Raw genomic sequence first — 24469 nt, forward strand, 5'->3', positions numbered from 1 at the left:
ACACCGGCGTATTGGGTGCCATGGCGGCCGTTTTCAAGCCGCCATGTCCCCGGCCGGCGCTGCAAACATGGCGGCTGAACAACGACCGCCATGGCACCCCAGGCGAGGGTTGTTCAGGGGCGGGCGTAGCTGGTGTTGCGCCAAATGACCTGGTTCGAGGGCAGGTGCTTTGACAGGGCCACCAGCAGGATGTACAGGCCGATGAGGTTGCCCACCGGGTACAACAGCGACATTGCCGGATGGATTTGGATCTGCTTGTAGAAGAAGTGCAGCGCGATCATCTGGCAGATGACCGCCGCGGCGGAGGCTCCCGCGGCGGCTGACCACCAGGGCGAAGCGCCGCCGGCGAGCAGGGCCCACAGCGAGCCGGCCAGGGTGAACCACGGCAGCGACCCGACGATGAACATGGCCAGCCAGGAGATGATCAGGCGGCTGACGGTGCCAAAGGTTCCGAAAAAGATACGCGTCCATCCCTGGATGGCCTGGCCGAGGGAGGCGTACATCCGCACGCGATAGAGTCCGTCGCTGGGCACGACGCGCAGCCGCAGACCGGACCCCTTGACCAGGGCGGCGATGTGCATGTCTTCGCTGATGCGGTTTCGGACGGCGTGGTGGGTGCCGATGGCGTCATACGCCGATCGGCGGATGAGCATGAACGCCCCGTTGGCATAGGCGTGGGGCTTGTGCGGGTCGTTGACATGCATCGGGTTGAACCAGATCATCATCGTGCCGGTGCAGACGGGCTGCACGACGGTATCCCAGAAGCTCAGCATGTCCAGCGTGGGCAGCACGCTGAGCAGGTCGATCTTGCCGTCGATGGCGTGCTGCACGGTCGTTGAAAGCGTGCGGGACGACTCCTGGCGGCAGTCGGCGTCGATCATGCAGATCCACTCGCCGTCGGCCTGGGCGATCGCCTGCTGCATCGCGTTGTTCTTGCCGCACCAGCCGGCGGGCAGTTCCGTGATGGTAACGACCTTCACCCGATCGTCGCCGCGCGCCACGCGGTCGATGATCGCCGCCGTGTTGTCGCTGCTGCGGTCGTTGCAGACGATCAGCTCGAAGTTGGGATAGTCCTGCGACAGCATCGTGCGCAGGCAGTTCTCGATGTAGATCTCTTCGTCCTTGGCGGCCACCACCACGCTGATCTTCGGCGGCGAAGGGGGCGGTCCCGGCGCGCGGTCGTCGATGACGAACGCCTCGGCCTTGAACCGGCGCAACTGCATGATGCGGTTGCACCAGATCAAGACCGCCAGGCCCGTCAGAATCGTCAGTATCGCGGCCAATCCCGCCATGGTCACTCCCCGATCAGGGTCAGAATCGCGCTGGGGAGGCTTTGAGGGGCCTCCGGCGCGGCCCGTGGAGAAATCATAACTGTTTTCCGCGCTGGGCGATCACGGCCGCCTGTATCACTTCGCGCAAGGACACGTGATGCGCGTCCGCGGCGGTCCGGCAGTCGGCGAACTCCGGCTGACAGGTCAGGTCGCCGGTCTCGCTGCTGCCGATCTTCACGCGGATGGGTCCGTACGGCGTCTCGACCGTCTCGTGTCGCCGCAGCAGCTTTCGGCGCCGGCACGGACGGCGGCGGATGCCCAGCGTCGTCGTTTCGGAGAATAGTATAGCCTCCATGCGGGGCACGTCGTCGTCGGAACACAAAACGCACAGCATCCAGGCCGGGCGCGACTTCTTCATCGTGATCGGCGCCGCCCAGGCGTCGTGGCATCCGGCGGCGATGAGCTTCTCCAGCGTCGCGCCGATGATCTGCCCGCTGCAGTCGTCGATGTTGGCGGCCAACTCCGTCAGCGAGTCGACTTGCCCGTCGGCGTCGCGGCGGCCGACGAACACCCTCAGCAGGTTCGCCACCGCTCCATGTTCTCGCGTTCCGGCGCCGTATCCGACCGCCTCGACGCGCATCGCGGGCATGGCGGCGCTGCGGGCCAGGGTGGTGAAGATCGCCGCCGCCGTCGGAGTGGTCATCTCGACGCCGGTCTCCTCGCGCGTCACCGCGAAGCCCTTGAGCAGCGCCGCGGTGGCCGGAGCGGGCACGGGCAAAATGCCGTGCTCGCACTCGACGGTTCCGCTGCCCAGCGGCAGCGGCCCACAGACCAGCTCGTCGATGTCCAGCGTCTCCAGCGCCAGGCACGCCCCGACGATGTCGGCAATGCTGTCGATAGCGCCGACTTCGTGAAAGTGAACGTGCTCGGGCTGCGTCTTGTGGATCGTCGCCTCGGCGACGGCCAGGCGGTTGAAGATGTCGCAGGCTCGTGCGGCCGCCCGCGGGGGCAGGCACGCCTTGGCGATGAGGTTGAGGATGTCATCCAGGTGGCGATGGTGATGGTGCTCGTGGGCACAGACCTCGACGACAAATCGCGTGCCGCCGATACCCTTGCGGGTGACGGTCTCGAAGGAGACCTTCATCGGCAGGCCCAGGTCGGCCAGCCCGTGCGTCACCGCGTCGGCGTCGGCGCCGGCGTCTACCAGCGCCGCGACGATCATGTCGCCGCCGGCGCCGCTGAAGCAGTCAAAATACGCCAGTGTCATAGGCCCTTCCTTCCCGTCGCACAGGGGCCCAGAGTGTAGAGCGGCCGGTGGGGTTTTTCAAGGCCGTCCGGAAAAGAGGGTATCGGGAATTCTCCCACGCACGGTCGGAAGTTCTTTGACAGCCGCGCCTTGACGAAGTAGATTTTCTATCGACAAGTCCGGTCGCCGTGGCCGGGATCGACCTTTCTCAACGAGAGAACAATCATGGAATACGAAGGAAGCGTTCAGACCGGCGGTGGAGTCATGGGCATGCTGTGCGTGTGCTTCATGTGGCTGCTCTACCTGGCAGTCGCTGCGGTTGTGGTTATCGGCATGTGGAAGGCCTTCGTCAAGGCCAAGAAGCCCGGCTGGGCCGCCATCATCCCGATCTACAACATCATCGTCATTCTGGAGATGGTCGGGCGACCGGTATGGTGGGTGGTTCTATTCCTGGTGCCGTGCGTGAACATCGTCATGTCGTTCATCGTCATGATCGACGTGGCCAAGAGCTTCGCCCAGAGCGCTGGCTTCGGCGTGGGTCTGGCCCTGCTGGGTCCGATCTTCTGGCCGATCCTGGGCTTCGGCAAGGCCCAGTATGTGGGTCCGGCCGTTCCGCCGACGGCGCCGCCGGCGGTCTGATGTTTTGTGTATGTTGAATCCCGCGCGCCGCATCCTCTCCGGATGCGGCGCGCGGAGTCTATTGCCCCAAGGCCATCGCGATGAAACTTGCTTGGGTCCCAGCCCGGCGCGTCGCGCCTCATAACAAGGCTGCCGTCGTGGTTGTGGCTGTCTGGGGCGTCCTGCTGCTCGCGCTGGAGCCTGTCGGAAGATTTTTTCAGATCGACACCACCATCTGCCTGCTCAGGCGACTGACCGGGCTGCCCTGTCCCGCCTGCGGCGGCACGCGGTGCTTCCTGTGCCTGCTCCAGGGCGACATCCTTGCGGCTGTGGCGTATAATCCGCTGGCGGCGGTCGCCTGCGCGTTGGCGGCAGCGGTCCTGGGGATGCGCCTGATCATGCGGCGGCAGGTGCAAGTTCAACTGCGTCCGCGTGAACGCCTGGCGGCGGTGTTGGTTCTTGTGGCGGCCGTCCTGGCCAACTGGGCCTATCTGATCTACTGCCATTAGAGAGAGTCTCATGGGCAAATGGTTTTGCATCGTCAATGGGCAGCAGTACGGACCGATCGATCTGGAACTTCTGCGGCAGTGGATCGCCCAGGGGCGCGTTCGTCCCGGCGACGCGGTCTGGACGGAAGGAATGGCTCAATGGGCGCCGGCGTCATCGCTGCCGCAGTTTGCCGATATCGCTGCCGCTGCGCCTCGGCTGGGCCCAGAATCCAGAAGGGTCCTGCCGGCCTCGCCCGGCGGAACCGGCGGGGCCACGCCTAACGCCGAACTCACCGCCCGCGCGCGAGCCATCCTCAAGGGGCGCTGGTGGCCGGCGATCGGATTCTGCCTGCTTTGGATCCTTCTAAGCTACCTCGCTGCAATCGTACCGTTTGGCCAGTTGATCCTTCTGGGTCCGTTGACGCTGGGCGGGGTGATCTACTTCCTGACGCTCGTCCGCGGCGGTTCGGTGCGAGTCGGGATGCTCTTCGACGGGTTTTCCCGCTTTGGCGAGTCGATGGTGGCGTACCTGCTGTACAGCCTGGCCATGCTGGCATGCATGGTGCCGATGTTCCTGGCGATGATCATGATGATGGCCGGCCTGGCTATTGCGGCAGGGCAGGGCAGCGACGCTTCCGTGATTGGCGCGATTCTTGTCTTCCTTCTGGTCCTGTTGATTCTGATCGCCTGCATCGTCGCGACATGGATCGTCAGCCTGATGTTCGCGATGACGTTCTTCCTGCTTGCCGACAACCCAGGGATGGGCGCCATCGACGCGCTCAAGGCCAGCCGCGCCATGATGCAAGGCTACAAGGGCAAGCTCTTCTGTCTGTACCTGCGCATGATGGGATGGGCATTGCTGGCTTATCTGGCGGCCTTGCCCACGCTGGGCCTGAGCCTGATCGCGGCGGTGCTTTTCCTGTCCCCGTACGGCGCGACCATGTTCGCGCTGTTCTATGAGGACTTGAAGGCCGCTCCGGCTAGGATGACGGTGTGATCGCCGCCGCTTGCGGTTTGGCAGTTGTGCATCGAAATCGCGAACCGGGAGTGCGCGTGACTTGCAGTCCCTTTGAGTGTTGAAGGACTGGCGTTCCCACGCCTTGCACAGGAGTTTGCACAATGACCCGATTGCTCTGCTCCGCGATGGTCATCGCTCTGATGGTCTGCCCCGCTCTGGCCGACGCCCCCGTCGCGGTCAGCGGCAAAGTCACGCTCGACGCCAAGCCGCTGGCGGGCGTGCGCGTCACCGACGGGGTGAACTTCGCCGTCAGCGCCGCCGACGGGTCGTACAGCCTGACCATCGCCGACGATTACATGATCCCGTACCGTCCCGCCCGGACCGTCAGCGTCTGCTGGCCGAGCAACACGTGGCCGGCGGGCAAATGGTGGTACCGCCTCAGCGAAGTGACCGACGCCAAGGCCGTGAACTTCGCCCTGCGGGCCGACGAACAGAAGCTGCCCTTTGTGTTCCTGCACATCAGCGACGACCACGGCAGCGGCAAGATGCTTTCCGAGCACTACACCCATGACGCGGCGGCCGCCAAGCCCCACGCCAAGTTCATCTTCAACACCGGCGACATGGGCTACGCCACGCCGCAAGGCGCCGAGGAGATGTTCCGCAGCATCGACGGCCACGCCAAGGCGTTCCCGCTGCCGATGTTCTTCTCGCCGGGCAACCACGACTTTGTCGGCGAAGACGAGAAGACCAAGATGACCTCGCACCCGCTGGCGGGGTGGGGGGCGTACACGAAGTACTGCGGGCCGACGCGGTGGTCGTTCGACTACGCCGGCGTACACTTCGTCTCGATCGACTACATGGAGAAGGTTGCGCCGCCCAAGAACTACACCGACATGATCCCGAAGATCGGCGTGCAGTTCCTCGAGAAGGACCTGGCGGCGATGCCCAAGGACCGTCGCGTCGTCCTGCTGGTGCATTGCTACGACGCTCCGGCCGAGTTCTTCAGGGCCCTGCACAAGTACCGCGTCGACCAGGTCTGCGCCGGGCACACGCACGTGCCGCTGTTTGCCAAACTCGCCGGCGTGCCGTCGTTCACCAACTACGGCATCGCCAACGGCATCGTGACCGAGACCGCCATCGACATGGTCGAGCGGCGCCCGATGACCTACGGTAACAGCTCGCTGCTGGGATACTTCAAGAGCGTGACGGCGGCGGCGATGGAGAAACGCCGCCTCAAGCAGCTTGTGGCACAGCCTTTCCAGGCTGTGGAGACACAGGCTGGAAAGCCTGTGCCACTAACCGCTGCCGCGGGGCTCGATTCCTGTGAGATCGTCGTGCAGATCGATCCGCTGTCGGCCAGGAAGGTCGGCCTGCGCGTCGGCGAGAAAGACGCCATCGAAATCACATTCGACGGCGCGGCCGTCAGCGTTGCCGGCGCCCCGGTGCCCTTTAAGCTCGCCTCCGGCGACAAGCTCCCGCCGATGAAGATTGCTCCCAGCAAGACGCTCGAGTGGCACATCCTCATCGATAAGGACCGCCTGAGCATCCTGGGCAACAACCTCTACCGCATGACCAAGCCCGTCAAGGTAGACCAGCCCGGCAAAGTCTCCGTGCTCGCCGAGGGCGGCAAGGCCGCATTCAAAAAGGTGGAGGTCTGGGAGCTCAAGACAATAGCCAACCCCGCCAGCCGTGGCCTGCACCACTTCGCCCCGCCGGCCTGGACATGGGGCGTCAGCCAGCACACGCAGGCCGCCCTGGACGACAAGTCGCCCACAGCCGCCGAAATCCTCAAACGCTACAACGAAGAAGGCGTCGTCAACTACGACGCCGAGTAACCAGTAACCCGGCGCGGCTCTATGGAGTGCGGCAGCCTTAGCTGCCGCTTTAAGAGTTTTCCTTCAGTGCGCGGGTGGCATGGCGACACGCATCACCCTGTCCTCACGGCATGGACTGGGTGTACAGCACATCACGAACCGAAAGTGAATTCCCCCTGTCTCTGAGCCGATATGCCTTTTGGGTGGGAAAGGGAAATCTATGGGCGACCAAACCTGTAGCGGCAACACCTGCGGCACCTGCGCATTCTGGCGCGGGCAACGAGCATTCAAGAACACCGGCGAGATCATGTCTGTGACCCACAGCGCCGCCGGCACATGCACCGAACGCTGGAGGGGCTTTGCCCGCCGCCGCAGCGACACCTGCTCGCAGTGGCAGCAGTCCAGCGCGCCGGCTGAACAACGGGCGGCCTGACGCGGGCAGCGATCGGGGCGCTGCTATCGGGAATATTTTTCGTAGACCTTTTTGAACCGCCCGCCGTCGTAGTATCCGCCAACCAAGCCGCTGTTCTCGGGATTTTTCCACCAGAGCCTGAGCTTGCGGATCTGCTCCTGGCGCTGCTCCGGCAGGGCGTCGGGGTGGTAGTTAAGCTTGATACGCAGGATTGTAGCGGCCGCCCCCGCCGCGGCGCGGCGGACGGCGGCATCCGGGTCGTCCATCGCCCCAAAGAGATCTTCCATTGTCCGCCACGTCCGGGTGTGTCCCAGGGTGGTGGCGGCCGAGGCTCGCACAGCGGGGGCCTGGTCGCGATGCAGGGCGTGTACCAGCGCCTGGATGGGCGGGTCCTTGGGGTCCTTGGGTTGGTCGGCGGGGATGGCCGTGTTCAAAGCGGTCGCGCTCCAGGCCCGCACCTCGTCGCGAGGTTCGACGGTGGGGTCCAGCAGGCGTGTCAGCACCGGCGCCGCCTGGGGGCCAAACTGGCGCCCCAAAGACCGCACATAGCTCTGGGCCTCGCTCGTTGGCTGATCGCGCACGATCCGAACGACTGTATCGTAGTCTTTTCTCTGGATGGCGCGGCGAGCGTCGGTCAGGTCGGCCTGGGCGGGTCCCAAGGCGTTGAAGAGGCGCCATCCTCCCGCTACGACGCACAGGGCGACGCCGCTGATCGTGATAATTCTGGTGCGTTTCGTCAGAGCCATGGGATCTCTCAGGGCATCCAGAAGCGGTTGCGCAGGTCTTCGTACTGGGGGTCAATGTCAGCCGGCGCCATCGACCGCACCGAACCGTCCACCAGCAGCGCGTTGACGCGCCCGCGGTGGCGGGCGAAGTCCGCCTGTCCGTCGCCGTCAGCGTCCCACGCCGGGGCCGTCCAGTCATCTTCTTCGGGCTTGACGATCGTGTCGCCGTAGTCCATCGCGAAGATCTGCTCCTGGCGCGACATCGACCCAGCCCCCGAGTTCATGCCGTAGTTGGTGCAGTTGAACCCGCTTTGCGCGCCGCCGCCGGCGCCGCCCGAGCCTTCATCCCCACCCGAGCCGCCGCCCAACAGAATCCAGTCGTCGCGGCCGTTGCAGGCGCTCTCCCAGTTCGGGTAGTTCGGGCAGAGCTGGCTCATCTGGCACTTGGCGTTGATCAGCAGCGGGCCCGGACCGCACGTCAGGTCGCCGATGGTCTGACCGGGCTGGGGCACCGGGTAGATCCGCGTCTCGCTGACCCACAGGCCGTGGAGCATGCTCATCGAGAACGCCGAGCCCGAGATCAACTGCGTCGTGCCCTTGCTGGTGACGACCGTCTCGTTGGCCTGGCTGATCAGCGTCAGCAGATGTCCCGGCGCCGAGGCGGCTTCCCAGTGCGTCCAGAGCTTCTCGCCTCCGGCGGCGGGCTCGGTCTTCATAAAGTAGCTGCAGTATCGACCGGCAAACCAGCCGACGTTGACGGCCCAATACGACACGCCCGTGCCGTCGGGTTCGTAGATGTAGGAGGGCGGGCCCCAGCGGTTCAGATCGGTGTACCAGACGAACCAGAACGCTTCCGGATCGCCCAGATGGCGCCGCGGAGTCTGCCCGCCGTAGCTGTCGCCCGCCGTGATCGTGTCGCGCTGACGCTGCGAGAAGTGGATGATCCACGGGCTGTCGTCATCCAGCGGCACCCCGCCGATGGGCCAGCCGGCGTAGTCGCTCGAATACCACACGCCCCAGCCGCCGAAGACCTTGCACAGCACGTATTGTGCGGCGATGCCCGGCCCGCCCGGCACCGGGTCGGCGGGAGGATCTTCCTCGCTGCTTTGGGACACTGGCACCGGACCGTCAGGGCACAGGAACACCTTGGCCGCGTTGTCGACCTTGGGAAACAGCGTGACCTGCCAGTTGACCGTGCTGATCTGGCCGTTGGTCTTGCCCTCCTGCCGCGCCAGGGCGGCCGCGCTGCCGATGCTGCGAAGCTGCCCCGCGCAGATCGTCTCGTTGACGCGCCCCAGAAGGCTGCGCCCGGACGGAACCAGCAGCGTTACAAGAACCGCCAGCACCGCGATAACGATCAGCAGCTCCGTTAATGTGAAGGCCCTGCTTCTCATTCTGCCTTGCCCTGGAGACTCCTTGACAACAGTTGCTGCGATGGTATGAGAGGCCAAAGGTCATCTATCATATCCATCAGGAATTATTACCACAGTCATCTGGCAAAACAAGGCGGACCTTCGCCCATCGGCCATTGGGGGCTTGGCTGCAATGGAAACGGGCGGCCGCTCCCCAGGCACGCCGCCCGTTGCCGCATCGACAGGCCGTCCTTGAGCGGACGGTCGCTTAGTTGTTGCGTCGTCTCTTCATCAGCGCCGCCAAGGAACCCAGCGCCAGCAGGCTCATCGTCGCCGGCTCGGGGATGGGCGAGATATTCAGGCGGACGTTGTCAAAGTGGTATCCGGCCGAGGGGTATCCGTTTAACCCGTCGTTGTCGTGGAGGACGACGATCAGGTTCTTGCCGATGAGCGAGGGGTCGAGGCCGGTCGTGTCGACGACAAGCGTCGTGTCGACGAACGTGCCTGCGGGAACGCTGGAGGGAGTGATCCACTGCGTCCCCAGACGCGTGCTGTTGGCGTCGTTGCCGGCAGAGAGGTAGATGTCCCACTGCGTCAGGTCGAACGGGAGATTGGCCGGACGCCCGGTCGCCACCGTCAGGGTGTAGATCATGTCGGCCTGCACGGTCACCCCGTCAACCTTCTGCCAGATTCGCCCGCCGAAGGTCGAGCCGCCGACCATGGTGGTGGTTCCGCCGGCCGGGGCAGGCAGCGAGCCGGAACTGGCGCCGGGGAATTCCGCGTCGGTCGGCTGGGCTGTCCAACCGCTGCCCCACACCGTCCAGCCGGTGCTGCCGGACTCGAAGCCGGGGTTGTTGATCGTGATGGGTGCGGCAACGGTCGCCCCGGCAAGAACCAGAACCGCTCCCGCAAAAGCGAATACGTGTTTCATAATGAGGTTCTCCGTATATGAGCCCTGACGGCTTCTGATGCGGCAAGCAGAACGGTTCCACCCGGCAACGCGATCAGATGCTTACAGAGGCAGCGCGAAACGAACTCAAAATCTCTAGGCCCGTGAAATGCCCGCCTCCGTCTCTGCTCGCCCAGACCGCCGTGACGGCGGTCTGCTCCTTGGCAAAAGAACGGGGCATCGAGGCCAACTAAGCGGGCAGTTTACACGCGTTTTGCTTTTTGTCAATCCGGAATCTTAACACCAATAACGGGGTTTTTGTGCGAAGCCTCGGGTATACTGCCCCGCCATGAAGAAGTCCGCCGCCCAACCGGTTCGTGTGCTTTTGATTAACGTCGAGGAGACTCGCCCCGAGGCCGCCGGCGTGGTCGCCTACGGGAAGTCCGCGGGATGGATCACGCTGCTGACGCGCTGGTATGAAGACCAGAACCCCCGTGAGGTCGTGGGGTGGTGGGACGTGCAGGGCGTCGTCGGCACGCTGGGCAGCGCCGGATCAAGCTGGCGGCGCTGCGGTATTGCGACCGTCAGCCTCAACTATATCGATCAAGACCTGGCGTTGCCCCTGGTGCTGCCGGACTGGGAGTCGCTGGGGCGCCAGGCGGCAGAGCATTTTATCCAGCGCCACTTCGAGCACCTGGCATACTGCTGGTTGGGCGACGACTGGTCGCTTAACGCTCAGCGCAAGGGGTTTTCGCGGGCGGCCCGCGCGGCGGGAAAGTGCCTGCACATCCTGGACTGGACGACCAATCCGCATCGCGGCGGCGGCATGCGTGAGCTGCGGCGATGGCTCGGGCGGGAGTTGCCCGCCTTGCCCAAGCCGCTGGGCCTGTGGGTCGACAGCGATTGGACTGCCGTCGAAGCCATCGAAGCCTGTCACGAGGCCGGACTGATGGTGCCCGAGCAGGTGGCGGTGCTGGGGGCCTACAACATCGAAGCCCCTTGCGAAGGCGCCCCGGTGCCGCTGTCCAGCGCCGACCCGGACATGTTCGCCGTCGGGTATGAGGCGGCGCGGCTGCTCGATCGCCGGATGCAGGGCCGCCCCGCGCCCCGAAAACCCGTGCTGGTCAAGCCCAAGGGCGTCGTCATGCGCCAGAGCACCAATGTCCAGGCCGTGGGTGACCCGCAGGTGGCCAAGGCCCTGCGGTTCATCTGGGCCAACTATGCCGACCCCCGCATCGGCGTGCCGCAGGTGGTGAGCGCCACCGACACATCCAAGACCGCCCTGGCGGCGGGATTTCGCCACCATCTCAATTGCCCCATTGGCGAATACCTGCGCAACGTCCGCTTTGCCAAAGCGCGCGAACTGCTGGCGCAGACGACGATGACCGTGCAGGATATCGCCCGTCAGTGCGGCTACGGCAACGCCGAGCGCCTTCGCGATACGCTGATCCGCCAGACCGGCAGCAACCCCCGCGCCTGGCGAAAGAAACACCGCCAGAAGGCCCTGATAGCTTCAGACATCCCGAACCACGCCGGCGCGTAGGCTTCATGCGCATTTCACGCTGTTGTCGAAGCGTCGCGCCGTGATCAGCGGACACTTCTCTGGGGCACAATCTTTCGCGGCCTCAGAATGGCTTAATGTCTCGAAAGTTACCTTCAGGGCGGTTTCGGGGGCTTTCGAAAGGAACCGTCCGTGACTTTCGTTTTCAACAGAACGTTTGGCACCGTGCTGGCATGCGGGTTGGCGGCTTTGGTGGGCGGTTGGAGAGTGGGACTCGCCAAGATCGAGAGTCATGAAGCGTATGTTGCCGTCACGGCGCGGAGCATGGCCGAAGCCGTGGCATCCCTGCACAAGGGCAACACTAGCTGGGCCGTGGCGGCAATGATCGCCGCGGCGGTCCTGGGCAAAATTGGCTTCTTCACCCGCCAGGACCTCTGGGATGGCCGCCATGATGAAGCGATCATCTCCCGCCAGGCCGCGGCAGCCATCGCGCCGGACGCCCGGGTGGCCGGATGGGACGCGGTCGAAGGCATAGTGTTGTACTACTTCGGCCGACCGGTGCCCGACGCCCAGGCGCTCAAGCAGACCTGGGTGAGACGATATGGCCAAGACCCGGGGACGCGGCGCTGGCAGCAATGGCTGAACGAGTCCGATCCGCCGCTGTGGCTGTTCGCTCACCAGAAGTCTGTACCGCAGTTGCAGGCGATGGGCTTTGCGCCCGCGGCCGGAATCAACTACGATCCCGATTCCAAAGAAGACATTGTGATCATGCGCCGGCCGGAGCGGAACTCCGCGCCGGACCGCTAAGCTGAAGACTGCATGAACCGCAGAGACCGCAGAGCACGCAGAGAAGCACGTGGTTGACAACGGGCGGCCGGTGTTAGCGGTCGCCCGTTGAAAACTAATCCTCATTACCAGATCGCGATTACTTCTTCCGCCGAATCAGGGCCGTCAGGCCGCCCAGGACCAGCAGGCTCATGGTCGCCGGTTCGGGGAGAAGGATTCCTTCGATCACCTGGACCTCGGAGATGGCCAGAACGTTGCGGTCGATGCTCGCTCCGGTCAGATAGCTCTTGCCGTCCAGGTAAATCGAACTGGCCAGAATCGGTGTTGCGAGGTCGAACGTCCAGGTCGGCCGAACGCCGCTGTGGTCTTCGTTGACGATCTCGCTGCTGTCGATGACCTCTTGCAGCAGCATCGTGTCGGTGCTGTCGAAGAGCATCACCGTCGCGTTGATCATGCGCGCGGCGTATCCGGTCCGACCGTAGATCTTGATCTGGGAGACCGGCGTATCGTCCACCCAATCGATTTTCCACCACGGCGCGGTATTGGCATCGCCCCAGTGGTCATAACTGTTGGTCAGGTTGCCGTCGGTGAGGTTGTTGGGGTTGCCGTTCTGGGTCCACACGCCGTAGGTGATGTTGGGAGCGGCGGCTCCGGTCGTAATCCCGGCAACAATGTTCTCGCCCACGGCCGCCTGGGCTGCCCCCGCCAACAGCAAGACGCTCGCGATAGTGATGATCGAGACGAGTCTCATGTGCATTCCTTTCTTTGGGGGAACCTCAACGTTTGCGTCGGATCAGCGCCGCCAGGGAGCCGATGGCCAGCAGGCTCATCGTCGCCGGCTCGGGGATTTCGCCGGTAGCCCGGACGATCGTCCAGGTCCCGTCGTTGACGATCTCGTAGGGGGCGCCGGTGATGACCAGGCGTCCATCAGTGACCATGTCTGTCAGCGTGTCCGTCGTATCGAGCATCTTGAAGATCCAGTCACCGCTGGCGGAACCGGAATCAAAATTCAGTTCGACGAGCCCGCCTGTCTGAACCGCCCATCTCAACGCGCGCCAGTAAGGGTCATCATAGGGGGCATAGGTGACGCCGGTGGTGACGCCGGCGCCCTGGGTGATGCGCACCATGCCGCCGTTGCGGACGTCGAAGTAGAAACCGGAAGAGGTGACATAGCCGGGATCCACCGTCACCAGCCCGTGGTAGTCTGCCACGATACCAGCCTCGACGTTGCCGCCCACGGAACCCAGGGCCATGGTGCAGCCATCATAGACGTAGGCGCGGTTGATATAGTCGTCGCCATCCAGCGCGATGCTGGTGCCGCCGCCGACGTTGATGTGTTCGGTCGGCACGAGAATACGGCCGCTGTTGACGATGCTGCCGCCGTTGAAGTTCAGACCGCCGTCGACGGTCAGATCATTGCCGTTAAGGTCCACGACCCCGCCGCCATTGACGTTCCACCACTGTTCCACATTCAGGCTTTTCTGCAGCGTCAAGCTTCCATTATCGACCGCCCCATAGCCTGCCAGGCCGCTGGCCGCGGAATCATGGACCACATTCTCGCCGCTGATCCAGACCCCATCGTTGGTGCCCGGAACGCCGGCGTTATTCCAGGTAGCCGCAAGAGACCAGTCACCGTCTTGAGACCCATAATAGTCTCCCGCATGTGCAGCGCCGGCCAACAGCAAACAGACACTTACCGCCACCATGTACATTGTGCTTCTCATCGTCATCTCCTCTACGTTTTTATTTCAAAGGAACCGTTTGATGCAGCCAAATGTATAGTCTTGGTTGATCCAGCCGATATGCCCGCCTCCGTCCTCTGCAACCCAGCCCTTCAGTGACGAACGGCTTCTCCTGGGTAATGAACGGGGCAACTAGCCAGAAACCAGATGGTACCACGGATGGTCCATTATTCAAGCTATTTCAGTAAGACATTTTGCCGCCTTCGCAATCCCTGCGGAAGCTTCGAGGCATTCCAGGCAACGCTCTCCATACAACGCCGCACTTGTCGGCGGTACAATAGGCGGCGATGAATCTGGACTTTGACATCGTGGTGGTGGGGGGCGGGCATGCGGGGATCGAGGCCGCACGCGCGGCGGCGAGTCTGGGGATGGCTACGGCGCTGGTGACGCTGTCGCGAGAGACGATTGGGCAGATGTCGTGCAACCCGGCCATCGGCGGCGTGGGCAAGGGGCAGATCGTCCGCGAGATCGACGCGATGGGGGGGCTGATGGGTCTGGCGGCCGACGCTACCGGCATTCAGTTCCGCATGCTTAACCGGTCGAAGGGCTCGGCGGTGTGGGGCCCTCGCTGCCAGGTAGACCGCCACGCGTACGCGGCGTGGATGCAGCGGGCGCTGGGGGCTGTGCCGGGGCTTACCATAATTGAAGACGAGGCGGTGGAGGTGCTGACGGAGGGCGCGGCGTGCGGGGCAGCGCGATGTGGAGACACGCACAACGGAGTTGTGCGTGGCACCCCCGAGGAGCATCGCGCCGGCGGGCGAGTGTGCGGGCTGCGTCTGGCGGGCGCGGGGGAGATCTCATGCAAAGCCGCCGTCATCACGACCGGGACGTTCCTCAACGGGCTGATGCACCTGGGCGAGAAGACCTGGGCGGGCGGGCGGTACGACGAGCCGGCGTCGTCGGCGCTGAGCGAGAGCCTGCGCGGGCTGGGGCTGTCTCTGGAGCGGCTCAAGACCGGCACCTGCCCGCGGCTGGACGGGCGGACCATCGACTATTCCGCCTGCGGGCGCCAGGACGGCGACGCGAGGCCGGCGCCGTTTTCATTCCTGACGCCCCAGATCGCGACCGAGCAGATTCCCTGCTGGATCACATTTACGACGCCGGCTGTGCATCAGATCATCCGCGAGAACCTGCACCGCGCGCCGATGTTCACGGGGCAGATCCAATCGGTGGGTCCGCGGTACTGCCCGTCGCTGGAGACGAAGATCGATCGCTTCGCCGACAAGGACCGCCACCAGATCTTCCTGGAGCCCGAGGGGCGCGATACTGAATGGATCTACTGCAACGGCATCGCGACGTCGCTGCCTGCCGACGTGCAGGAGGCGATCATCCGTGGAATTCCAGGGCTTGAGCAGGCGAAAATCATCCGCTACGGATACGCCATCGAGTACGACTACGCCCCGCCGACGCAGCTTGCGCCCACGCTCGAGACCAAGCGGGTTGGCGGATTGTTCCTGGCCGGGCAGATCAACGGCACCACCGGCTATGAAGAGGCCGCCGGTCAGGGGCTCGTCGCGGGGGTCAACGCCTCGGCCGCCATCGCGGGTCGGCCGCCGCTGGTGCTTCGTCGCGACGAAGCGTACATCGGCGTGATGATCGACGACCTGGTCACGCGGGGGATTACCGAACCATACCGCATGTTCACCAGCCGCGCCGAGTGCCGCCTGAGCCTTCGGGCCGACAACGCCGACCGGCGCCTGACGCCGCTGGGCCGCGCCGCCGGCGTGGTCGACGACGCACGGTGGCAGGCGTTCATATCTTCGCGGCAGGCGTTTGAAGAGGCCCGGGGGCTGCTGGAGAGCGTTCGGATCGCGGGCAAGACGGCCGCGGAACTGCTGCGGCGCCCGGAGGTGGGTCTGGCGGAGGTGTTGGCGGGTCTGGAGGGTGCGCCGCGCGAGCGACTGGCGGCGCTGCTGGAGGCGCACGCGGCTGTGGTCGAGTCGCTGACGGTCGATCTGCGATACGCGGGGTATCTGCAGCGGCAGGAGCGGGCACTGGAGCACATGAAGGACCTCGACAGCAAGCTCATCCCCGAGGCCTTCGACTACGACCAGGCCTCGCATCTGCGGTTCGAGGCGCGAGAGAAGTTGCGGGCCCTTCGCCCGCGTTCGCTCGGCCAGGCGATGCGGATCAGCGGGATCACGCCCGCCGACATCGCCGTGCTGGGGATCCACATCGCCAAGGCCCGCGCCGCCGGCGGCGGATAGATAGCCGCTGAGGTCGCTGAGGACGCTGAGGATGTAGAAGATAAAACAACCTCTTCCCTCAGCGACCTCAGCGACCTCAGCGGGTTATTCTCGATCATTTGCTGATCGTGACCGCGTCGATCGTGAAGTATCCCAGCGTGCCGATGAGACCGAAGAAGTCTTCGGGATTGCCGTCGCTTTCGGCCAACGTGATGTGCCGCGTGTCGAACCCATCCAGCGCCGCGTCCATACCGATCCATTTGCCGTCGACAAGCACGCAGAACCAGGCGTGCGGGGCGAAGACGTCTCGCATCTTGCCCATGACCGGCATGTAGCCAAGCCCCACGGCCACTCGCGCGGGGATCCCGCTGGCGCGGCACAGGGCCGCGGCCAGAACCGCGTGCTCGGTGCAGTCGCCCTGGCGGCTGTCGACGACCTCGGCGGCCGTGGCGTACCCGACGGAAAGATCCTTCTTCTTGATGTACGCCCGAACGTACTGCTCGATATTTCGAGCGGCGGAGGCGGCGTCGCCGGCCTTGCCGACGGCTTTGCGGGCCAGGGCTTTAACCTTGGGCTCGTTGCACTGGAGATACTCGGTGGGCTTGAGGGCATCGAGGGCGGCCTGGTCGGTTCCGCGGTAGGGCATGGCGCCGCCCTTGACGACCCGCAGCGGTCGGACGGTTACGGTGACCGCGCCGTCGCCGGTCTTGACGCTCTGGTTATCGGTGGCGGGCACCTTCAGTTTGGCCTCGGGGCTTGAGGCCTTGAGGCGGTAGCTGACGGCTGAGACCTTGGCGGCTTTGTCCAGCGGCACGGGACTGGTCAGGGCCAGCTTGGCCATGAAGTCGACGGTCTGATTCTTGCTCAGGGCGAAGGCCTTGTCGCAGGCGACCATCTGGACGTTCATGCCGATCATCGGCATGACGCTCTTGAGGGTGTTGAAGTCGTCATCGACGTAGTTGGTCGCCGTCACGGTGCTGCCGGCGGCGGTGAGGGTGGCGGTGACTTTCGTCAGCGTCACGACGCGCCCGAGCAGGTCGACCGGTTCTCGGTCGCCGACGACGATCTGCGTCGGCGTGACGCTCTGCATCGTCGGGTCGAACGCGGCGATGGTGTAGGTCGTGCCCTTGGCCAGTCCGTGCTTGACCATCGTGAGCCTTTGCCCCTCGGCCAGCACCGCTCCATTTGGCCAGGCGAAGGTGCGGCTTTGCGTGGAGGGCGGCTGACCGGTGGTGACGATGGCGCGGCCGTTCCTGTCAATCATGCCATGCACGGACTGGGTTCCGAGCTTGCCCAGCGACTTGCCGGCCTGTCCCATCTCCATCGTGGCGACGAAGGAGATCGGGCGCCCGGCGGTGGTTTCGACGCAGGAGACGGTCTGTGTGATCGTCAGCGAGGTACCCATGCGGCTGATGGTCATGTTGGTCAGCGTTCGCGACTCGACGTTTCCGTTCTCGACGATTCGCTGTGATTGAACGTGCCCGATCTTCTGACCGTCCAGCAGCACGGCCATGTATTCGACCGAGCCCTTGTCGGCGGGTTTGGTAGCCTGGGCGAGGGCGGGGCTGCCCAGCAGCAGCAGTGCGGCGGCCAGTGCAATCGTGCGTTTGGTCATGTTGATCTCGCTTTCAAAACAACGGAACATCTACCTATGTCGGCTGGTAATACCGATCCAGCACTGCGTTCCAGTCTGTGGTGCTTTTGACCGCGACGAACGCCACTCGCAGTTCGCGGGCGTGTGGGTGGTTCCGGGCGTACTTGATGCCGAACTTGCGCATGATCTTGGGCCCCCGCACCGCCCCGTGCAGGTCGCACGCCAGGGCGTGGTGCTCTTCCATGATAGTCCGCTGCTCGGCCAGGCTGGGGCGATAAGGCTCGCGACCGGCTGCCAGGTCGGCGAACTGGCGGAAGAACCAGGGGTTGCCCAGAGCCCCGCGCGCCGCGGCGACGGCGTCGACGCCGGTCTGCTCGATCATCCGCAGAGCCGCGGCGGGGCTGGTCGCGTCCCCCGAGCCGATCACCACGCGGTCGGGGAAGGCGGCTTTGACCTGCGCGAGAAACTCCCAGTCGGCAGCGCCGCTGTAGAGCGCCTCGACGCTGCGGGCGTGTACGCAGATAGCCGCCACGCCCAGATCGAACGCGCCGCGGGCGATCTGCCAGAACGCCTCGCGGTCGCTGGCGTCGCGGGAGTAGCTCGACCGCAGCTTGAGCGTCAGCGGCTGAGGCGCCGCCCCCTTGACGCGGCGGATGATCTCGAGCACCTGCTCGGGGCGTTTCATCAGGAACCCGCCGCGCTTGCGGCGGATGGCCTTGCGGACCGGGCAGGCGAAGTTCAGGTCGATCACCTGGTACTCCTCCGGGGCGAGGCTGGCCGCGGCTTCGGCCATCACCTCCGGGTCGCTGCCCAGGAGCTGTCCAGCCAGCGGTTCGTCGTCGGGGGCGGTAGCGGCCAGGCGGTGTCGCAGCTTTCGCCCGGCCAGCAGGCTGCTGTCGAGCATGACCTCGGTGGCGCAGAAGGGCGAGCCGAGTTTGCGGCAGATGCGGCGGTACGCCAGGTCGGTGTATCCCGCCAGCGCCGCCAGCACGACCGGCAGTTCGATCCGAACCGGACCGATCGACACAGGGTTGAACGTTGCAAGAGGCATTCAATGAGTATAGACGATTGGTTTGCAGGGTGCCATGGCGGTCGTTTGGCATGATTGGCGCAGGCACGTTTGCATTGTCGTCTGATTGAGGTATGATAATAGGTCAGAACCAATAGCAGCGGAAATCTGTTCATGAAAATACGTTGCACGGAATGCAAGAAACGAATTGCCATCGACGAGGCCTTCGCCGGTGGCATCTGCCGATGCCCGTACTGCCGGGCCCTGGTGCCGGTGCCGGGAATGGTCGACACGACCAAGACGGTCGCCCGCCCGGCGGCGCCCGGCGCCCGGCCGGGAGCCCCAGGCTCGCGTCCGGCGGCGCCGGGGACCGGGGCGGCTGTGGCAGGCAGGAAGCCCGTGGCGGCGACAGCGGCGGGGGCTGTCGACGCGAGCGAGGTTCCCGAGGCCCAGCGCGTGTTGCTGCAGGGCGTCACCGCCATGGTCATGCTTGGCGCGCTGGTGGTGCTGCTGGGCTTTGGCGTCTGGATCGTCGTATCCATCGTCAACCCGCCGCCTCCGCCGCCGCCGCCGGGCGCCACTCCCGACAACTTGAACCCCTTCTTGCCCAAGAGCGCCCCCGCCGTGGCCGACGACGTGGCCATCAAGGCGCCGGTGGTCTACATCGTCGATGGCGCGGGCAGCATGTCGCTGGACTCGGCGCTGGTCTTTGCGTGCGACATGACTCGGGTCTCGATGCAGTCTCTCGACGGCGGGCAGTTCTCGATCGTAGCCTGTCAGGCCAAAGAAGATCTGGTCTTGCCCAATTCGCCGGTAAAGGCCGATAAGGCCGGCCTGGCCGCAGCGGGGATGTTCCTGGTCAGCATCGAGCCTAACGGCATGACCGACCTGGGAAGAGCGATGCAGAAGGCACTTTTCTTCAAGCCTCAGACCGTCGTCGTGCTGACGCGAAAAGGAAGCGAAACTCTCCAGCCCCTGACCGATACGATAAAGGCAGCGAAAGTCCGCATCGTGATCATCAGCATCTGCGCCACCGACTTCGAGGCCAAGAGCATGACGGAGTTTGCCAAGAGCGTCGCCGGCGTGTGCCGTGTCTTCGATCGCAGCACGTTATGGTCGCAGTTCGCCGAAGCGCGGGACAAGATGCAGAAGTGATCGCCGTCGTGGCATGGGCATCTCGCCCATGCTCCCTATAATCACGGGAGAGACGGCCACGCCACGCGAATTTCAACCGTTGCCTCTTGATCCTCGCGTCGCCAGAGGCTATGAAGAACCCCTTCGAAGGACTCCCCGGCCGCGGCCGGTACTAAAAAGGTGAGCCATGATCATCATCGGCGAGAAGATCAACGCGACGCGTAAAGCCATTGCGGCCGCCCTGGCCGCCAAGGACGAGAAGGCGATCATCGCCACCGCGCAGGAACAGGCGGCGGCGGGGGCCGACTACATCGACATCAACGGCGGCGACCCGCGCCCCGGCGCCGAAGCGGCGAACATGGCCTGGCTGGCCGACCTGGTGCAGGCCAATTGCGACCTGCCCCTGGCGATCGACTCGGCCGACCCGTCGGCGGTGAAGGTTGGCCTGGACAAGGCCAAGAAGAAGCCGATCCTCAACAGCATCTCGCTCGAGCAGCACCGCCTGGACGGGCTGCTGTCGCTGGCCGGCTCGTATGACTGCATGATCGTGGCGCTGCTGATGAGCGACGCGGGCACGCCCTGCGGCATCGACGACCGTCTCAAGAGCGCACAGGCGCTGATCGAGAAACTCACCGGCGTGGGCAAGAAAGTCGACGAGATCATCATCGACCCGTGCTTCCTGCCCGTCTCGGCCGACCAGACCGCCGGACGCATGGTGATCTCGGCGATCGAGGCGATCCACAAGGAATGGCCGACGGTTCACATCGGCGGCGGCTGCTCGAACATCAGCTTCGGTCTGCCCAAACGCAAGTTCGTGAACTTCGCCCTGCTCAGCCAGGCGATCTATCACGGCATGGATGCCGGCCTCATCGACCCGTGCATCGAGGGCATCATGCCGGCGATCTACGCCGCCGAAGCCGTCGCCGGCCGCGATGAATACTGCATGAACTACGTCATGAAACTGAAGTAGGCCTGTTGCCGATTGATTAAGCCGCTGAGGTCGCTGAGGACGCTGAGGTCGGAAAGAGATAAAACAACTTCTTTCCTCAGCGTCCTCAGCGACCTCAGCGGCTGATTTCATCCCCGTTCAAGTTCTTGACCCTCGTGTCCGTTGTGCAGCCTTGCTAATCGACGCCCAGCGCGGTATGGTGCCCCCGTTATGGCGCTGACCAAGAACCGCATCCTGAAGAATCTCCAGCAGATCCGCGAGAACATCGCCGACGCCTGCCGCACGGCGCGCCGAAGCGAGAAGGAAGTCTCCATCATCGCGGTGACCAAGAGCGCCGAACTTGACGGCATCAAGGCCCTGCTCGAAGCCGGCGTGACGGATCTGGCCGAAAGCCGGGCGCAAATTCTCGCCGAACGCGCCGAGGCTATCGACGCCTGGCTGGCCCGACGCCGCAGCAGCGAACCGCTGACGCCGCGATGGCACATGGTCGGCACGCTGCAGCGGAACAAGGTCCGAAAGGTCCTTCCCTTCGTGCAGGTCGTCCACTCGGTCGACTCGCTGCGACTGGCCGAAGAAATTAATGCCCGCGCCGAAAAGGACGAAAAGACCGTCGATATCCTCCTGCAGGTCAACTGCACCGAGGAACCGCAGAAATCCGGCTGCGCCGTCGGCGCCGCCCTGCACATGGCGGAACTGGCCGTCACGCTCAAGTCGCTGCGACTGGTGGGGCTGATGACCATCGGCCCGACCGAGGGAGGTCCCGCCGGCGCTCGGGCGGCCTTCGTGCGCCTGCGCGAACTCTTCGAAGAAATCCGCAGCCAGAAGATCGGCGGACCGGCCTTCAAGCATCTCTCGATGGGCATGAGCGACGATTATCCCCTCGCCATCGCCGAAGGCGCCACGATGCTCCGCATCGGCCGGGCGCTGTTCGCGCAGTAAGGATTTCCAATTTCCAATTTGGAATTTCCAATTTATAACAAAACGCTCAACTGCCTCTGTGCGCCGACGTTGTTCAATTGGAAATTGTAAATCGGAAATTGGAAATGGTCACAAGGTCAGCGCCTCGATGATGGCCCGGCAGAACGCCGGCAGGTCGTCGGGCTTGCGGGCCGTGATGAGCTTTCCGTCGACGACGCATTGTTCGTCGACCCAGCGGGCGCCGGCGTTGATCATGTCGAAGCGGATCGCCATGAAGCTCGTGGCCTGCTTGTCGCGCAGCGCGTCGGTGCAGCAGAGCATCCACCCGCCGTGGCAGATCGCCGCCAGCACGATGTCGGCCGCCACGCACTGCTGAATGAAGCGGACCATGCCTTCGTCGCGGCGCATGAAGTCTGGCGCCCATCCGCCGGGGACCACCACGGCGTCAAAGTCTCTGCCGCTGACCTGGGCGGCCGCCACGCGCGACGTACACGGATAGCCCAGCTTGGAGGGGTACGTGGCGTTTGCCTCGGGGGCGACGAACAGGACCTGGGCGCCTTCCTCGATAAAACGGTAGTACGGGTACCAGACCTCGATTTCCTGGTAGCCCTGGTCGATCATGATGGCGATGCGCTTGCCTTGAAGTTTCATGGGACGCTCCTTCATTCGCTATCCGTATAGTAAAGGGACAAACGACTCGCTTCAACTGTGCATAGGCTATTGTCACAGGCGATATTTTCCGATACAGTAGAGACGTTCCGGGGCCGTAGCTCAGTTGGAAGAGCGGCTGGTTCGCAATCAGCAGGTCAGGGGTTCGAGCCCCCTCGGCTCCACTATCGCTCCTGCCTTCGGGCAGGAGTTTTTTCATGGTCATGTGGCAATAGCGGGGGAGGCTTGCAGGCCTCGACGAGGCCTCATCGCCAATTCATCAATATTGCCCGCCGGTGCGGCACGCGGTCTGCCGAATGCGCCGGATTCGCCCAGGCATTGCTCCAAGCGGCAAAAACTTGAGTTTGACTTCGGTCCGGACCGATGTTAGTATGATGTTAGGGTGGATTATGAACATCGAAAAAATCCAGGAACCGATCCGCGTGGTCGCGGAGTTCTCCGGCGGACAGGCCAGCCCCGTGCGGTTTGTCTGGGGCCGGCGGACGTATGAAATCAAGGCCGTCAACGCCCGCTGGAGCGACCGAACCAGCGAAGGCTACACCCTGCACTATAGCGTGCAGGTCGGCCAGGAGACGTATTTCATCCACTTTGCCAGCAGCGAAATGCAGTGGTGGCTGGACCAGGTGGCGGTGGAGTGAGTGTCGATTTCGAATTTCCAATTTGGAATTTCCAATTGAACAACGGGCCGGCGCTGTAGCGGTTCAATCGGCATGCAAATTGGAAATTGAAAATTGGAAATTGTAAATGCTTCACAGTGAAGACAGCCTGATCGTCCACGTCGACATGGACGCGTTTTTCGCCTCCGTCGAGCAGTTGCTGATTCCCGTCCTGCGCGGGCGGCCGGTGATTGTCGGCAGCGGGTGCATCGCCTCGTGCTCGTACGAGGCGCGGGCGCGGGGGCTGCACGCGGGGATGGGCCTGTCCGAGGCCAAGCGGCTTTGCCCCCAGGCCGTCATCCTCAAGGGCGACTACCAGATCTACCGCTGCCTGGCCGACCAGGTCTGGGACGTCTGCCGCCGCTACACGTGCGGGCTCGAGACGTTCCTCGACGAAGCCTACGGCGACGCCGGCGGGCTCGGGCGGCTCTACGGCCGTCCCGACGAGCTCGGCCGCCGGTTGCAGCAGGAGGTGCATGAGCAGGTACACCTGCCGGTGTCGGTGGGGCTGGGCGAGAATCGCATGCTGGCCAAGCTGGCCTCGCACGCGGCCAAACCGCGCGGGGTGGTCTGGGTGGCCCCGGGCGAGGTGCAGGAGTTTTTGCGGAACCTGCCCGTGCGCAAGCTGCTGGGCGTGGGTCCCACGACGGGCGCCCGCCTGGCCGACATGAACATCCAGACGGTCGGGCAGCTCCAGGGGCTCTCGCGCGAGTTCCTGCGGGCGATGCTCGGTCAGCGCGGCGAGGTGCTTTACGAGCGCGCCCGCGGCCGCGATGCGCAGGCGCTTCAGCCGCAGGCGCGCCCGCGCAGCATCTCGCGCGAGACGACATTCCACAGCCCCACGTGCAATCGCGACCAGATCGCCGGGATGCTCTTCTACCTGACCGAACGGGCGATCCGCACCGCCCGCGGCGCGGGGCTGGCGGCCGGGGCCGTCGAGGTCTCCATCCGCTATGACGACTGGAGGGGCGACCGCCGCCAGCAGGTGCTGGCCGAGCCTTCGGCAGACGATGACGTTCTTTTCAACACCGTCAAGGGCCTGCTGGCGACCCTGTACAGCCGCCGCGTGTCGCTGCGGCACGTGAGAGTGGTGCTTTCGAAGTTTTCCCGCATTGATGAGGCGGGCAAACTGTTCGAGTCGTCGCAGGAGGCCCGCCGCCGCCAGCTCCATCAGACCATCGACGCCATCCGCGACCGCTACGGCCACGCTGCCGTCGTCAGCGGCAAGAGCATCGAGCTGCTGGGCAAGCTCGATCAGAACGACTACGGCTTCGTGCTGCGGACGCCGAGTCTGACGAAATGAAACAGCGGTGAGAGGTTAGAGGTGAGAGGTGAGAGAACAACAGAATAAGAGCCCCGAAGGGGCGTTCAGAATTTAGCCGGGGGCGTGAGCCCCCGGAACAAGGTCCAATTTACTCCAAGCCCCGCAGGGGCGGCAGGTTTCGGATGGAACCATGAAACCTGCCGCCTCTGCGAGGCGGGTGCAAAAAGCAACGCTTTCCGGAGGCTCACGCCTCCGGCTAAATCCTGGAGCCTCTTCGAGGCTCATTCG

At 64.4% G+C, this 24469-nt stretch carries 23 protein-coding genes and 1 tRNA gene; 14 read left to right on the plus strand and 10 right to left on the minus strand.

Translation table 11 applies throughout. The features are described from left to right. Positions 1-113: 113 nt before the first annotated feature. Positions 114-1292, minus strand: coding sequence for a glycosyltransferase family 2 protein (locus ABFD92_02515; protein MEN6503389.1), 1179 nt, complete (start codon positions 1290-1292; stop codon positions 114-116). Positions 1293-1365: 73 nt separating this feature from the next. Beyond that, a complete protein-coding gene (larC, locus tag ABFD92_02520; protein ID MEN6503390.1) occupies positions 1366-2538 on the minus strand; it encodes a nickel pincer cofactor biosynthesis protein LarC in 1173 nt (390 codons plus the stop codon). 204 nt (positions 2539-2742) lie between these two features. On the opposite strand from larC, the gene ABFD92_02525 reads away from it, so the two are divergent. The 5 genes from ABFD92_02525 (at position 2743) to ABFD92_02545 (ending at position 6828) form a co-directional block, all read left to right on the plus strand. Continuing rightward, the gene (locus tag ABFD92_02525) at positions 2743-3156 is read left to right on the plus strand and encodes a DUF5684 domain-containing protein (GenBank protein ID MEN6503391.1); all 414 of its coding nucleotides are present in this window, start codon (positions 2743-2745) and stop codon (positions 3154-3156) included. Positions 3157-3236: 80 nt separating this feature from the next. Further along, positions 3237-3644 (plus strand): DUF2752 domain-containing protein, encoded by a 408-nt coding sequence (locus ABFD92_02530; protein ID MEN6503392.1) that lies wholly within the window; start codon positions 3237-3239, stop codon positions 3642-3644. Between the two features lie 10 nt (positions 3645-3654). Beyond that, positions 3655-4620 (plus strand): DUF975 family protein, encoded by a 966-nt coding sequence (locus tag ABFD92_02535; GenBank protein MEN6503393.1) that lies wholly within the window; start codon positions 3655-3657, stop codon positions 4618-4620. Positions 4621-4742: 122 nt separating this feature from the next. Further along, positions 4743-6416, plus strand: a complete 1674-nt coding sequence (locus ABFD92_02540) for a metallophosphoesterase (protein MEN6503394.1) — start codon at positions 4743-4745, stop codon at positions 6414-6416. 199 nt (positions 6417-6615) lie between these two features. Next, positions 6616-6828 (plus strand): hypothetical protein, encoded by a 213-nt coding sequence (locus ABFD92_02545; protein ID MEN6503395.1) that lies wholly within the window; start codon positions 6616-6618, stop codon positions 6826-6828. 23 nt (positions 6829-6851) lie between these two features. On the opposite strand, the gene ABFD92_02550 is transcribed toward ABFD92_02545, so the two are convergent. The 3 genes from ABFD92_02550 to ABFD92_02560 all read right to left on the minus strand — a co-directional run bounded on the left by ABFD92_02550 (position 6852) and on the right by ABFD92_02560 (position 9815). Further along, positions 6852-7553, minus strand: a complete 702-nt coding sequence (locus ABFD92_02550; protein MEN6503396.1) for a HEAT repeat domain-containing protein — start codon at positions 7551-7553, stop codon at positions 6852-6854. An 8-nt stretch (positions 7554-7561) separates the two neighbouring features. Then, positions 7562-8926: an H-X9-DG-CTERM domain-containing protein gene (locus tag ABFD92_02555; GenBank protein ID MEN6503397.1), complete on the minus strand. Its 1365-nt coding sequence runs from the start codon at positions 8924-8926 to the stop codon at positions 7562-7564. Between the two features lie 226 nt (positions 8927-9152). Further along, a complete protein-coding gene (locus ABFD92_02560; GenBank protein MEN6503398.1) occupies positions 9153-9815 on the minus strand; it encodes a PEP-CTERM sorting domain-containing protein in 663 nt (220 codons plus the stop codon). A gap of 307 nt (positions 9816-10122) precedes the next feature. On the opposite strand from ABFD92_02560, the gene ABFD92_02565 reads away from it, so the two are divergent. Together ABFD92_02565 and ABFD92_02570 are read left to right on the plus strand one after the other, a co-directional pair. Next, positions 10123-11316, plus strand: a complete 1194-nt coding sequence (locus ABFD92_02565) for a substrate-binding domain-containing protein (protein MEN6503399.1) — start codon at positions 10123-10125, stop codon at positions 11314-11316. A 150-nt stretch (positions 11317-11466) separates the two neighbouring features. Continuing rightward, positions 11467-12081: a hypothetical protein gene (locus ABFD92_02570; GenBank protein ID MEN6503400.1), complete on the plus strand. Its 615-nt coding sequence runs from the start codon at positions 11467-11469 to the stop codon at positions 12079-12081. A 118-nt stretch (positions 12082-12199) separates the two neighbouring features. Here the strand turns inward: ABFD92_02570 and ABFD92_02575 are convergent, their stop codons facing one another. Both ABFD92_02575 and ABFD92_02580 read right to left on the minus strand, forming a co-directional pair. Then, the gene (locus ABFD92_02575) at positions 12200-12811 is read right to left on the minus strand and encodes a PEP-CTERM sorting domain-containing protein (GenBank protein MEN6503401.1); all 612 of its coding nucleotides are present in this window, start codon (positions 12809-12811) and stop codon (positions 12200-12202) included. Positions 12812-12836: 25 nt separating this feature from the next. Then, positions 12837-13784 carry a PEP-CTERM sorting domain-containing protein gene (locus ABFD92_02580; protein ID MEN6503402.1) on the minus strand — a complete coding sequence of 316 codons (948 nt, stop codon included), beginning with the start codon at positions 13782-13784 and terminating at the stop codon, positions 12837-12839. Positions 13785-14089: 305 nt separating this feature from the next. On the opposite strand from ABFD92_02580, the gene mnmG reads away from it, so the two are divergent. Continuing rightward, positions 14090-16009: a tRNA uridine-5-carboxymethylaminomethyl(34) synthesis enzyme MnmG gene (gene mnmG, locus ABFD92_02585; GenBank protein ID MEN6503403.1), complete on the plus strand. Its 1920-nt coding sequence runs from the start codon at positions 14090-14092 to the stop codon at positions 16007-16009. Between the two features lie 94 nt (positions 16010-16103). Here the strand turns inward: mnmG and ABFD92_02590 are convergent, their stop codons facing one another. After that, positions 16104-17603 (minus strand): transglutaminase-like domain-containing protein, encoded by a 1500-nt coding sequence (locus tag ABFD92_02590; protein ID MEN6503404.1) that lies wholly within the window; start codon positions 17601-17603, stop codon positions 16104-16106. Between the two features lie 34 nt (positions 17604-17637). After that, positions 17638-18633 (minus strand): tRNA-dihydrouridine synthase family protein, encoded by a 996-nt coding sequence (locus ABFD92_02595; GenBank protein ID MEN6503405.1) that lies wholly within the window; start codon positions 18631-18633, stop codon positions 17638-17640. A 132-nt stretch (positions 18634-18765) separates the two neighbouring features. Between ABFD92_02595 and ABFD92_02600 the strand changes: the two genes are divergently transcribed. The 3 genes from ABFD92_02600 to ABFD92_02610 all read left to right on the plus strand — a co-directional run bounded on the left by ABFD92_02600 (position 18766) and on the right by ABFD92_02610 (position 21613). After that, the gene (locus ABFD92_02600; protein MEN6503406.1) at positions 18766-19746 is read left to right on the plus strand and encodes a hypothetical protein; all 981 of its coding nucleotides are present in this window, start codon (positions 18766-18768) and stop codon (positions 19744-19746) included. Positions 19747-19912: 166 nt separating this feature from the next. Next, positions 19913-20695: a dihydropteroate synthase gene (locus ABFD92_02605; protein ID MEN6503407.1), complete on the plus strand. Its 783-nt coding sequence runs from the start codon at positions 19913-19915 to the stop codon at positions 20693-20695. Positions 20696-20884: 189 nt separating this feature from the next. Then, positions 20885-21613: a YggS family pyridoxal phosphate-dependent enzyme gene (locus tag ABFD92_02610; GenBank protein ID MEN6503408.1), complete on the plus strand. Its 729-nt coding sequence runs from the start codon at positions 20885-20887 to the stop codon at positions 21611-21613. Positions 21614-21721: 108 nt separating this feature from the next. Here the strand turns inward: ABFD92_02610 and ABFD92_02615 are convergent, their stop codons facing one another. Then, positions 21722-22243 (minus strand): type 1 glutamine amidotransferase domain-containing protein, encoded by a 522-nt coding sequence (locus tag ABFD92_02615; protein MEN6503409.1) that lies wholly within the window; start codon positions 22241-22243, stop codon positions 21722-21724. Positions 22244-22352: 109 nt separating this feature from the next. Between ABFD92_02615 and ABFD92_02620 the strand changes: the two genes are divergently transcribed. The 3 genes from ABFD92_02620 to ABFD92_02630 all read left to right on the plus strand — a co-directional run bounded on the left by ABFD92_02620 (position 22353) and on the right by ABFD92_02630 (position 24220). Next, a tRNA-Ala gene (locus ABFD92_02620) sits at positions 22353-22425 on the plus strand. Positions 22426-22650: 225 nt separating this feature from the next. After that, positions 22651-22899 (plus strand): hypothetical protein, encoded by a 249-nt coding sequence (locus ABFD92_02625; GenBank protein ID MEN6503410.1) that lies wholly within the window; start codon positions 22651-22653, stop codon positions 22897-22899. 106 nt (positions 22900-23005) lie between these two features. Continuing rightward, a complete protein-coding gene (locus ABFD92_02630) occupies positions 23006-24220 on the plus strand; it encodes a DNA polymerase IV (protein MEN6503411.1) in 1215 nt (404 codons plus the stop codon). Positions 24221-24469: the final 249 nt, after the last annotated feature.

The sequence above is a fragment of the Planctomycetaceae bacterium genome (genome assembly GCA_039680605.1).
Taxonomy (GTDB): domain Bacteria; phylum Planctomycetota; class Phycisphaerae; order SM23-33; family SM23-33; genus JAJFUU01.

Bases quoted from the DNA above. Each gene is read 5' to 3' on its own strand.
- mnmG (MEN6503403.1), top strand. From the start codon at position 14,090: ATGAATCTGGACTTTGACATCGTGGTGGTGGGGGGCGGGCATGCGGGG.
- ABFD92_02565 (MEN6503399.1), top strand. From the start codon at position 10,123: ATGAAGAAGTCCGCCGCCCAACCGGTTCGTGTGCTTTTGATTAACGTC.
- ABFD92_02530 (MEN6503392.1), top strand. From the start codon at position 3,237: ATGAAACTTGCTTGGGTCCCAGCCCGGCGCGTCGCGCCTCATAACAAG.
- ABFD92_02555 (MEN6503397.1), bottom strand. From the start codon at position 8,926: ATGAGAAGCAGGGCCTTCACATTAACGGAGCTGCTGATCGTTATCGCG.
- ABFD92_02545 (MEN6503395.1), top strand. From the start codon at position 6,616: ATGGGCGACCAAACCTGTAGCGGCAACACCTGCGGCACCTGCGCATTC.
- ABFD92_02560 (MEN6503398.1), bottom strand. From the start codon at position 9,815: ATGAAACACGTATTCGCTTTTGCGGGAGCGGTTCTGGTTCTTGCCGGG.
- ABFD92_02535 (MEN6503393.1), top strand. From the start codon at position 3,655: ATGGGCAAATGGTTTTGCATCGTCAATGGGCAGCAGTACGGACCGATC.
- larC (MEN6503390.1), bottom strand. From the start codon at position 2,538: ATGACACTGGCGTATTTTGACTGCTTCAGCGGCGCCGGCGGCGACATG.
- ABFD92_02590 (MEN6503404.1), bottom strand. From the start codon at position 17,603: ATGACCAAACGCACGATTGCACTGGCCGCCGCACTGCTGCTGCTGGGC.
- ABFD92_02575 (MEN6503401.1), bottom strand. From the start codon at position 12,811: ATGAGACTCGTCTCGATCATCACTATCGCGAGCGTCTTGCTGTTGGCG.
- ABFD92_02595 (MEN6503405.1), bottom strand. From the start codon at position 18,633: ATGCCTCTTGCAACGTTCAACCCTGTGTCGATCGGTCCGGTTCGGATC.
- ABFD92_02625 (MEN6503410.1), top strand. From the start codon at position 22,651: ATGAACATCGAAAAAATCCAGGAACCGATCCGCGTGGTCGCGGAGTTC.
- ABFD92_02580 (MEN6503402.1), bottom strand. From the start codon at position 13,784: ATGAGAAGCACAATGTACATGGTGGCGGTAAGTGTCTGTTTGCTGTTG.
- ABFD92_02605 (MEN6503407.1), top strand. From the start codon at position 19,913: ATGATCATCATCGGCGAGAAGATCAACGCGACGCGTAAAGCCATTGCG.
- ABFD92_02600 (MEN6503406.1), top strand. From the start codon at position 18,766: ATGAAAATACGTTGCACGGAATGCAAGAAACGAATTGCCATCGACGAG.
- ABFD92_02540 (MEN6503394.1), top strand. From the start codon at position 4,743: ATGACCCGATTGCTCTGCTCCGCGATGGTCATCGCTCTGATGGTCTGC.
- ABFD92_02550 (MEN6503396.1), bottom strand. From the start codon at position 7,553: ATGGCTCTGACGAAACGCACCAGAATTATCACGATCAGCGGCGTCGCC.
- ABFD92_02615 (MEN6503409.1), bottom strand. From the start codon at position 22,243: ATGAAACTTCAAGGCAAGCGCATCGCCATCATGATCGACCAGGGCTAC.
- ABFD92_02610 (MEN6503408.1), top strand. From the start codon at position 20,885: ATGGCGCTGACCAAGAACCGCATCCTGAAGAATCTCCAGCAGATCCGC.
- ABFD92_02525 (MEN6503391.1), top strand. From the start codon at position 2,743: ATGGAATACGAAGGAAGCGTTCAGACCGGCGGTGGAGTCATGGGCATG.
- ABFD92_02630 (MEN6503411.1), top strand. From the start codon at position 23,006: ATGCTTCACAGTGAAGACAGCCTGATCGTCCACGTCGACATGGACGCG.
- ABFD92_02515 (MEN6503389.1), bottom strand. From the start codon at position 1,292: ATGGCGGGATTGGCCGCGATACTGACGATTCTGACGGGCCTGGCGGTC.